The sequence below is a fragment of the Echinicola sediminis genome (assembly GCF_054777495.1).
In genome coordinates this window covers 1-9,740 of sequence record NZ_BAAHAP010000141.1, presented here as the reverse complement: position 1 = coordinate 9,740, position 9,740 = coordinate 1, and the positions used below count along the sequence as shown (strand labels likewise).

The window sequence follows — 9,740 nt, the reverse complement described above, 5'->3', positions numbered from 1 at the left end:
GATGATCATCGTGATGATCATGCGCCGTAGTACCGTGAGATGATATGTTAGCTACTGCCATAATTATTTTATTATATCAATTAATATCTTATTCTCCACTTTGAATCTGAGCCAATTCCTTGATCTCAGCAGGAGCATCGGCAATCAAAGAAGGATCCATATCAATGAATGTTTGTTGCTCTGCCATCCATTTCTGGTATTCAGCAGGCTCCACTACTTCAATCTCCCTTCTCATGGAGAAGTGACCGCCACCACATACCTCTGTACATGCAATCTCATATACAAACTCTTCATCGTTGAGCTCTGCTCTCATTTCCGCAGTGGTCTTGGTAGGCACAAACCAGAACCTGGTCGGCATACCTGGCACTGCATCCATTTTTAATCTCATATGTGGAGCAAACACAGAGTGCAAAACGTCTCTGGATCTGATCTTAAACAATACTGGTTCTCCTTTTGGAATCACCACCTTTTGTGCAGGGAAGTCATCCAGAGCGTTTTTGTCGGTAAAATCAATACCTCTTGAATTGGAAGGGTTGATCAATCGATAGTCATAGCTTCCCAACTGGTTATCTTTACCTGGGTACCTAAATTCCCATGCAAACTGATATCCCATCACCTCAACCACATGGGCATTCTCAGGAGCTGGCGCTGTAATATCGGTCCAAGATTTCCAGCCATAGACGATCAATACCGTCAGTACTACCGCCGGAACGGCTGTCCAGATCACCTCCAGTTTATTGTTTTCAGGGAAATAATCTGCCCTGCTGTTTTCCTTATATTGGTATTTATAGCTGAACCAAAACAAAAGAATATGGGTCAAAATGAAAACCACCCCTGTAATGGCCATCGTCACCCAGAACAACTGATCCGTAACGGCTCCGTGTTCTGAAGCTAGTGGCAGGTTGTAGTTATCAAATTCCTTTATGGAATACCAAAACATCAAAACACCAGAGGCCAATAAAAAGACCACAAAAAGTGCTGCGTTTACTTTATTGCTTCCTGTTGCTATTTTCTTGTCAGAACCTTTAACAACAGAAACCAACGTTTGTATCCTGTATACCATCCAAATGATGGACACCAATAATAAAACACCTAGTGCTATAAGAAATCCGTACATAATTTTATCTTTTTCGGATACGTATTAAATGTGATGATGATAAGTTTCCTCCAACATTGGGTGGTTCTTAGCAACGAGTCCTTTCTTCGAAAGACCTGTCAAGACAACAGTGATCACTACTGAAGCATACAACATGAACATCCCTATTTCCATTAAACCAACACCACCATTATGTCCTAGCGTACCTGGCTGAACCATCAAGAAGAAGTCTACCCAGTGTCCTACGATGATCAGGGTACACACTACTTTCAGGAAGATGGTATGCCTTTTAGAATCTCTGGTCATCAGCACCAAGAATGGTAACACGAAGTTGAGGATAATGTTCACGAAAATAAAAGATCCATACTTATCACTGTTCAATCTTTCCAAGAAGTATACTGATTCCTCAGGAATATTGGCATAGTAAATCAACAGGAACTGAGAGAACCACAGGTAGGTCCAGAAGATAGAGAATCCAAAAATGAATTTACCAAGGTCATGAAGATGGTTTTCATTGAACATCTCCAAATAACCTCTCTCCTTAAGCATAATGGTCACCAAACAGATAGAAGAAAGACCGGCTACAAACCATGAGGCAAACACATACCATCCAAACAAGGTAGAGAACCAGTGGGTGTCAATAGACATAATCCAGTCCCATGCGCTGATAGAAGAAGTCACGGCAAAGATCACCAAGAAAATAGCAGACCACTTTCTGATGTTGTACCAGTAACTGTCACCTCCGTTAATATCTTCCTGCAAAGAAAGGTTCTTCAGTTTATTGAAGAAGAAAATCCAAAGTCCGAAGAAAATCACCAATCTGGCTACCCAGAAAATAGGGAAGCTTCCTTTAGCCATCGGCCAATAGAAAAATCCGCCCTTTCCATCGATGATAGCATCATAATGGTCTCCTCCCTTAACGAAGATATCGTGGTGCGTCCAGTGGAACAGGTCATGCCCTGCTATAAAATAGGTAACAATCATTAAGATGGCCGCAAACGGCAACCAGTTGCCAAATGAAATCATCACACGGAGGATCGCTGTAGCCCATCCGGCCTGTGCGGCATACTGTATAGCAAAGAAGAATACACCTATGATGGCGATCCCTGCAAAATAAACGTTGTTGATCCAAAGGTTGGCAAAGAATCTCTTGGACCAGTGGTAGCCACCATGTCCTTCGTCTTCGTGTCCCGCTTCTTCTGCGTGTCCCGCCTCGGCAGCATGATGATCACCATGATCAGCAGCATCCACGTGCTCCGTCTGGTGAGCCGCTTCTCCATGTCCGTGCCCTTCACCTCCAGCGGTGAAAATACCGATGACTAACAAGATCGCCCCAATACCACCAATCGTCATGATGGTCTTTTTCAAAGCGGCCGTGAAGTCAAATTTTTGATCCAGGTTAAAATTTGTAACGTGCGCCATTATTATTGTTTCTGAATTTCTTGTTTAACATAGTGAACAATCTTCCATCTTCTTTCAGGTGAAATCTGGGAAGCATGTGCTCCCATTCTTCCTTTTCCGTGCGTGATCACATGGAAAATATGTCCTTCTGTAAGGTTGATGTATGCCCCACCGGTAAGGTTGGCTACACCACCGATTACTTCACCTACTTTACCATCGCCCTGGCCACCTTCGCCGTGACATGGCATACAATACTGCGAGAAGAGTAGCTTTCCATCAGCCAAAACCTGATCATTAAGCTCTACAGGATTCTGAACACTATCAGCAGCTTCCAAATCCGCTACCCGCAATCTGTAAGGAAGCATATCGTGCTTATTCCTTGGAACAGTATTAGCTACCGGTTCCCTCATGTTCATGTTATGAGGGTTGTATATATTACTGTTATAAAATTCTCCTTTTCCATCTTCACGGTTTGACAACCAGCTTCCAGATTCTTCGTCTTGAATTTGGGTAAGTGGTTCATAGGCTACAGAGTGATACATCTGAGGTGCATATTCCAGCCCCTGATCATCTCCTGAAGCCCCGCAAGATACTACTCCCAAAGAAGCAGCAGAAAGCGCAACTAAATATATGGACTTTATAATTTTCATATCTTCAACGTTACCTATTCAAAACTTTTATTATTCACTTCTGAAGCTCCTGAAGAATGCAGCAATTCTTTGATGGCAGACTCTTCAATCTTGGCATTGTTGGCAATGTCAATCGCCATCACATGCTTGTCATCGGTGATTCTCAGATCAAAAATCCTTGGATTGGCCCAAGGCTTAAGATTACTGCTGATCATAAACACCCCTACCATACCGAAAGAGGCTAATAATACGGTCAGCTCGAAGGTAACCGGAATAAAGTCCGGCAAAGGAACGTAATCCTTACCCCCAATAATCATTGGCCAGTCAACCCCCATCATAGTGATCTGCATGGTAAGGGCCAAACATGTTCCCAACAGGCCGAACAAAAATGCAGCAATAGGCAACCTACTTCTTCTATATCCCAAAACATCCTCTAGGCCGTGAATCGGATAAGGAGTATAAACCTCATGTATTTTCACGCCACTTTCCCTCACCTTGGTGACTGCTTCTTTCAAAACATCCTCATCTTCATAAATACCGAGGATAAAATTCGTATCTCTTTCCATTATTTATTTACTTTTTCAGATGAAGACTTCAATACAGATTTCACTTCTGCCATGTTGATCACCGGGAAGAATTTGGCAAACAACAGGAAGCAGGTAAAGAACAAACCGAAGGTAAACAGGTAAACTCCGATATCTGCCCATGTTGGGTAGAACATTGCCCAAGAAGAAGGCAGGAAGTCCCTGTGAAGTGAGGTTACAATAATCACAAATCGTTCGAACCACATACCGATGTTTACCACCAAAGAAAGTAGGAAAGTAAACACGATGGAAGTCCTGATCTTTTTGAACCAGAAAAGTTGAGGTGAAATCACGTTACAGGTCATCATGGACCAGTAAGCCCACCAGTAAGGACCAAAGGCCCTGTTGATAAACGCGTACTGCTCTGCAGCTACTCCAGAATACCAAGCGATGAAGAATTCCGTGATATAAGCGATACCTACTATAGAACCAGTGATAATGATTACAATGTTCATCAATTCAATGTGTACCATTGTAATATAATCTTCCAACTTAAATACCTTACGGGTGATGATCATCAAGGTCAAGACCATGGCAAAACCAGAGAAAATCGCACCTGCAACGAAGTAAGGAGGGAAGATGGTCGTGTGCCATCCAGGTATTACGGAAGTCGCAAAGTCAAAGGATACAATCGTGTGTACAGAGAGTACGAGAGGAGTGGCCAAACCTGCAAGGATCAAGGACACTGATTCATACCTCATCCAAGTTTTTGCGGCGCCGTCCCAGCCAAAGCTAAGTGCTCCGTAGATTGTCTTTCTCAAACCGGTAGCCCTGTCTCTGATGGTGGCAAAATCCGGAATCAAACCGATGTACCAGAACACCAATGAAACAGAGAAGTAGGTAGAGATCGCAAATACGTCCCACAATAGTGGAGAGTTAAAGTTTACCCACAGAGAACCAAATACGTTTGGAAGTGGCAAAGCCCAGTATGCTCCCAACCAAGGTCTACCCATGTGCAACACGGGAAACATGGCCGCACAGATAACGGCGAAGATAGTCATCGCCTCTGCAGCCCTGTTAATGGAAGTTCTCCATTTCTGTCTGAAAAGTAGAAGTACCGCAGAAATCAAGGTACCTGCGTGACCAATACCTACCCACCATACGAAGTTGGTGATATCCCATGCCCAACCAACTGTCTTGTTCAATCCCCACATACCAATACCTTCCCAAACAGTGGCTCCTACGGCAATCCCACCTAAAGCTAAGGCTCCGATTGCCACCGCCATGCCAAGTAGCCAGCCTATGGTAGGCTTACCCTCTACCTGCCTGGCAACGTCATGGGTAACGTCTTTGTAAGTTTTACCGCCCGTAACTAACGGTTCGCGTACGGATGAAGTAACCTGCATATCTTATAAAATTATTATTTACGCTTCGTTTTTGTCCTTATTTCTAATCTTGGTGAAGTACCACACGTTAGGGCTCACATTGATTTCCTCCAATACGTGGTATGCTCTCTCCTCATTGACCTCCTTCACTGCTGAAGTAGTGTTTTCCTCTATCTTCAACAATTTGGAAACTCTACTGTTCGGATCGTTCATATCACCAAATACCAAGGCATCAGTAGAACATGCTACTGCACAGGCCACATCCACTTCTCCATCCTTGATCTTTCTGTTTTCGCGCTTAGCGGCCAGCTTGCCCGCTTGGATTCGCTGAACACAAAGGCTACATTTCTCCATCACACCCCTGGCCCTTACGGTCACATCAGGGTTCAGCACCATCTTACCTAGATCATCGTTCTGAGCCACGTTCACTGTAGCAAAGTCCTTATTATCATGGTATTTGAACCAGTTGAAACGTCTTACTTTATAAGGACAGTTGTTGGCACAATAACGGGTACCGATACATCTGTTGTACGTCATCTGGTTAAGGCCTTCAGAGCTGTGGGTAGTTGCAGCTACAGGACATACCGTCTCACAAGGAGCGTTGTTACAGTGCTGACACATCATCGGCTGGAAGGTTACTTCAGGGTTGTCAGAAGCCTTCTCCAAACCTTCAAGATCACCCGCTTCCGCATCAGAGCTATAGTAACGGTCAATCCTGATCCATGCCATCTCCCTTCTGTTCAACACCTCTTGCTTGCCTACCACTGCTACGTTGTTTTCCACTTGACAGGCCACTGTACAGGCTCCACAGCCTACACAAGAGTTCATGTCAATGGCCAAGCCCCAATGATGCTGGCTGTACTTGTGTCCACTCCAAAGAGAAACCTTGGAGGGCTTTACAAATTCACCATCCTTATAGATTTTTGGCTGAACACGTCCTGCAGATGGATCTTTTTTGTACTCAGACAAAACAGACTCCTGGATCACGTTAGAACGGTCCATATAAGTTTGATGCGTCTGTGTTTGAGCTATTTTATAAGTATCTCCGGTAAGCTCGATGCTTACTCCTGAGGTAATATCAAAGTTTACAAAGCCTTTGGAATTGTCCAACAACTGATAGGCATTAACACCTACTCCGTTGGCCACTCTACCAGCCTTGGTTCTACCATATCCAATGGCCAGGCCAATGGTTCCGTCAGCCTGTCCTGGCTGAACCAAAACTGGAACGATCAGCGATTTTCCATTGACGGCAATTTTCGCCTTTTTGGTCTCCCCTTCGAACATCTTCAGGCCATTTTCATTGGCCCATTTTTGAGATACCGTCAGGTAGTTATCCCAAGTTGCCTTAGAGATTGGATCAGACATTTCCTGCAACCAAGGGTTGTTGGCAAATGTACCGTCCCCGATACCCACTTTTTGGTACATGATCAGTTCCGCGCCTGAGTTAGACGCAGTGTACGATTTAGCCACAGCGGCAGCTGCAGCATTGATATCTCCCACTGGAGTCAATTCAGCCGCTTCACTCGCCAAGTCTGCAGAATAATAACCGTTATATAAGGACCTGTCCCAGAATTCCTGGAAGCTGCTGACCGCTGACTGGTTAGCAAAAAGTTCTTTCCAGCTTTCCTGTAGGAAATCGTAGTAGTTTGAAGGTACTCCAGCCCAAGTCAAGAAAGATTCCTGCGCTTGTCTGGTTTCAAAAAGTGGTGATATAGCAGGCTGTGACAAACTGTATTCGCCTGCTTTTGGATTATAGTCATTCCAAGATTCCAGGTAATGGTGATCAGGAGCTACGTATTGCACCAAAGAGGCCGTTTCATCCATGGTTCCGTTTGTAGCCACGGACACTTTTGCTTTGGAAATGGCCTGTCCTAAGGTTTCTCCTTGTGGATGGTCATACACCGGGTTACAGTTGTAGAACAATACCCCACCTACTCTGCCAGCAGCCAAATCAGCGACAAACTTCGACATGTTAGCGTCGTTGCCCTGCTTGAAGTTAACAGATTTGGTATAACTGATGGTTGTATTATTATTACCCAACAAATCGTTGATGGCATTGATTACCACCTGTACATTGGGATCGTTGGAACCGGACACTACCAAGGACTTGCCTTTGTTTGCCCAAAGTTCATTAGCGGCCTTATCGAGGTGGGCTACTTCCACACTGGCAGCTTTAACTGTAGCTACCCCTGCCTTCTTGGCAAGTGCATTGTAAAGCGCCAAAACAGCCAATCCACTTTGAGAAGCCCTGATCGGTGTTCTGTAATCTGCATTGGCTCCAGTCAGTGAAAGGTTGGACTCAAATTGGAAGTGACGGGACATGTTCGGGTTTTCCTTTGAAATCCTTCTTCCCTGGGCATACTGCTTGGAATATTCGATTGGAGCAATCCAAGTACCCAAGAAGTCCGCTCCGAAACTTACAATCACATCTGCCTTATCAAAGCTATAGTTTGGCAATACACCTGCACCGTAATAGGTTTCGTTGGCCTTTACAATACCGTAAGTAGAAGTAGCGTCATAAGTTACTACTTCCGCTCCTCCGATGGCATCGGTAAGGGCTTTCAATGCTTTTTCTGAAGATGGGGACATGATGGTGTTGGTCACCACTCTCACATTGCCCGCCGCCTTAAGTTTATCAGCTACTTCTTTATCTATCGTGGCCCAGTCGGACTTTGCTCCGCTTTTGTAAGGACCGGTTAATCTTTCTTTATCGTACAGAGACAGTACAGAAGCTTCTACAATGGAGCTGGTACCACCTTTGGTCACTGGAGACAGCTTGTTGCCATCTACTTTAATAGGTCTACCTTCTCTGGTCTTTACTACTACAGAAGCATATTCACCACCTCCAAAGAATGTAGATGCATAGTAATTAGGAATGGACGGGTTTACATCCACCGGCTTGTTCACATAAGGAATGGCCTTTCTTACTGGAGCTTCACAGGCTGCCAAAGAAGCTGCCGCCAAGCTGAATCCCATTAATTTAAGGAAATCCCTTCTGGAAGCTCCTCCTTCTTCTTGTCCGCTTATTGGAAGGTACTCAGGAAATTCCCGATCTGCATTCTTCACAAATTCCGGATCGTTTGTCAACTGTTCTAATCCCTTCCAGTATGTCTTTTTATTTTCTTTCATTTTATATTAAAGAAAAGAATGTTCTTAAAAGATTTTTAATTAATAGTGGCACTTAGCACATTCCAGACCACCGATGTCCTTAACTTTCAAGGCATCTTTTGATTCCGAGTGCAATTGTACCAACTTGTCATAGTATTCGTTGCCGGCAGTTTTGATATCGGTCTGTCTGTGACAGTCGATACACCAGCCCATGGTAAGGGCGCTATGCTGACGAACTACTTCCATTTCCTCAATAGGACCATGACAAGTCTGACATTCGATTCCCCCCACCTTCACGTGCTGAGAGTGATTGAAATATGCCAGATCAGGTAAGTTATGTACCCTTACCCACTCTACAGGCTGATCATTATCTATAGCATTGTAAATTTTCTGGATCTCAGGAGATACGCCCTCTTTTCCTTCCACGTTTTGAACATGCATGTGACAGTTCATACAGATATTGGGAGATGGAATGTTTGCTGACCTTCCTATTTCTACCCCAGTGTGACAGTACTGACAAGGGATCTCTTTATCTCCGGCATGGAGCTTGTGGGAGAATGCAATGGGCTGAGTTGGCGCATATCCTTGCTGTACCCCCACAGTGAATAAACCGTCTATGGCTGTCTTTGCTACCAAGGCTACCACAATTGCGGTAATGATGATGACGAAGGCATCACTCTTAAATACCTTTTTGAAGTCGGTTTTCTGACTGATAAACTCTTTATCGTCTTCATCTAGGGGCTGCTTGTTCAGGTACTTGCTCAGCACAGAAGCAATCAGTCCCAGCACAATCAATATCAACAGCAATATCACCACCAATACCGCCAAAATAATGGTCAGGTATTCGCTTGGCACACCGCCTGCTGCTACTGCCGCTCCTTCGCCTGCTCCGCCTGCCTGAGCAGCTGCTTCTTCTTTACCTCCAAATTCGATGTAAGAAAGTAAACTCATAACATCCTCATCACTTAAGAAAGGATGAGCTGGCATCACCGTGTTGTTATACTCTGCAAAAAGGGCTACAGCTGTAGCATCGCCTTCCTGGATTACTTTTTGTGAGTTTTTCACAAACGCCTGAATCCAGGCCAGATCTCTCCGATCACTCACCCCTCTTAATGCTGGGCCAGTAAACTTTTGATCAAGCTTGTGACAGGTCTTACAGTTGGCGTTAAATAGTGATTCTCCGGCCTTGACGGCCTCTTCACTATCAGAAACTCCAGGATCTGCAGCAAAAGCGTTAATTCCTATCAATAGGAAAAAAATCAACGCCATGTTGCAAAATCTGAATGGAACACTTAATAATGAGCGTTTGATTGACATATTTATAACTCTTTAATCAGTTTATTTCACGGTTTTTAAAACTCCCCACAAATGTACTACCCAACTTCTATTTTTCAAACCCGTATAAATTGTCAAACTTTTGGACTGCAAGAAAAGAAAACAATCATTAACTACTGATTTACAGTTAGTTATAAGCTAAACCCACAGAAACCAACCTATTTAGAACCTTTATAAATAACCCATCCCGCACAATAAGTCCCTCCCCCGCCCATTTTCGGCCGCATATTTATTTAAAAGCCAATTTTAGATTTCATACCCC

At 44.1% G+C, this 9,740-nt stretch carries 7 protein-coding genes; all 7 read right to left on the bottom strand.

Going from position 1 to position 9,740, the window contains the following annotated elements:
- Positions 1-88 precede the first annotated feature (88 nt).
- The 7 genes from ACYVAA_RS21145 to ACYVAA_RS21115 are packed head-to-tail and all read right to left on the bottom strand — an operon-like array spanning position 89 to position 9,460.
- Positions 89-1,117 (bottom strand): cytochrome c oxidase subunit II, encoded by a 1,029-nt coding sequence (locus ACYVAA_RS21145; RefSeq protein WP_460545665.1) that lies wholly within the window; start codon positions 1,115-1,117, stop codon positions 89-91.
- A gap of 24 nt (positions 1,118-1,141) precedes the next feature.
- On the bottom strand, positions 1,142-2,518 hold the full coding sequence (locus ACYVAA_RS21140) for a quinol:cytochrome C oxidoreductase (protein WP_460545663.1): 1,377 nt from the start codon (positions 2,516-2,518) through the stop codon (positions 1,142-1,144).
- A 2-nt stretch (positions 2,519-2,520) separates the two neighbouring features.
- A complete protein-coding gene (locus tag ACYVAA_RS21135) occupies positions 2,521-3,147 on the bottom strand; it encodes a c-type cytochrome (RefSeq protein WP_460545661.1) in 627 nt (208 codons plus the stop codon).
- A gap of 14 nt (positions 3,148-3,161) precedes the next feature.
- Positions 3,162-3,692, bottom strand: coding sequence for a DUF3341 domain-containing protein (locus ACYVAA_RS21130; RefSeq protein ID WP_460545659.1), 531 nt, complete (start codon positions 3,690-3,692; stop codon positions 3,162-3,164).
- Positions 3,692-5,056 carry an NrfD/PsrC family molybdoenzyme membrane anchor subunit gene (nrfD, locus tag ACYVAA_RS21125; RefSeq protein ID WP_460545657.1) on the bottom strand — a complete coding sequence of 455 codons (1,365 nt, stop codon included), beginning with the start codon at positions 5,054-5,056 and terminating at the stop codon, positions 3,692-3,694. The genes ACYVAA_RS21130 and nrfD overlap by 1 nt, the downstream gene beginning before the upstream one ends.
- Before the next feature lie 18 nt (positions 5,057-5,074).
- On the bottom strand, positions 5,075-8,164 hold the full coding sequence (locus ACYVAA_RS21120; protein ID WP_460545655.1) for a Fe-S-cluster-containing hydrogenase: 3,090 nt from the start codon (positions 8,162-8,164) through the stop codon (positions 5,075-5,077).
- A gap of 39 nt (positions 8,165-8,203) precedes the next feature.
- Positions 8,204-9,460: a c-type cytochrome gene (locus ACYVAA_RS21115; RefSeq protein WP_460545653.1), complete on the bottom strand. Its 1,257-nt coding sequence runs from the start codon at positions 9,458-9,460 to the stop codon at positions 8,204-8,206.
- Between the last annotated feature and the right edge of the window lie 280 nt (positions 9,461-9,740).

Excerpts from the sequence above, each read along its gene's own strand:
- ACYVAA_RS21145 (WP_460545665.1), bottom strand. The coding sequence starts at position 1,117 with ATGTACGGATTTCTTATAGCACTAGGTGTTTTATTATTGGTGTCCATC.
- ACYVAA_RS21140 (WP_460545663.1), bottom strand. The coding sequence starts at position 2,518 with ATGGCGCACGTTACAAATTTTAACCTGGATCAAAAATTTGACTTCACG.
- ACYVAA_RS21135 (WP_460545661.1), bottom strand. The coding sequence starts at position 3,147 with ATGAAAATTATAAAGTCCATATATTTAGTTGCGCTTTCTGCTGCTTCT.
- ACYVAA_RS21130 (WP_460545659.1), bottom strand. The coding sequence starts at position 3,692 with ATGGAAAGAGATACGAATTTTATCCTCGGTATTTATGAAGATGAGGAT.
- nrfD (WP_460545657.1), bottom strand. The coding sequence starts at position 5,056 with ATGCAGGTTACTTCATCCGTACGCGAACCGTTAGTTACGGGCGGTAAA.
- ACYVAA_RS21120 (WP_460545655.1), bottom strand. The coding sequence starts at position 8,164 with ATGAAAGAAAATAAAAAGACATACTGGAAGGGATTAGAACAGTTGACA.
- ACYVAA_RS21115 (WP_460545653.1), bottom strand. The coding sequence starts at position 9,460 with ATGTCAATCAAACGCTCATTATTAAGTGTTCCATTCAGATTTTGCAAC.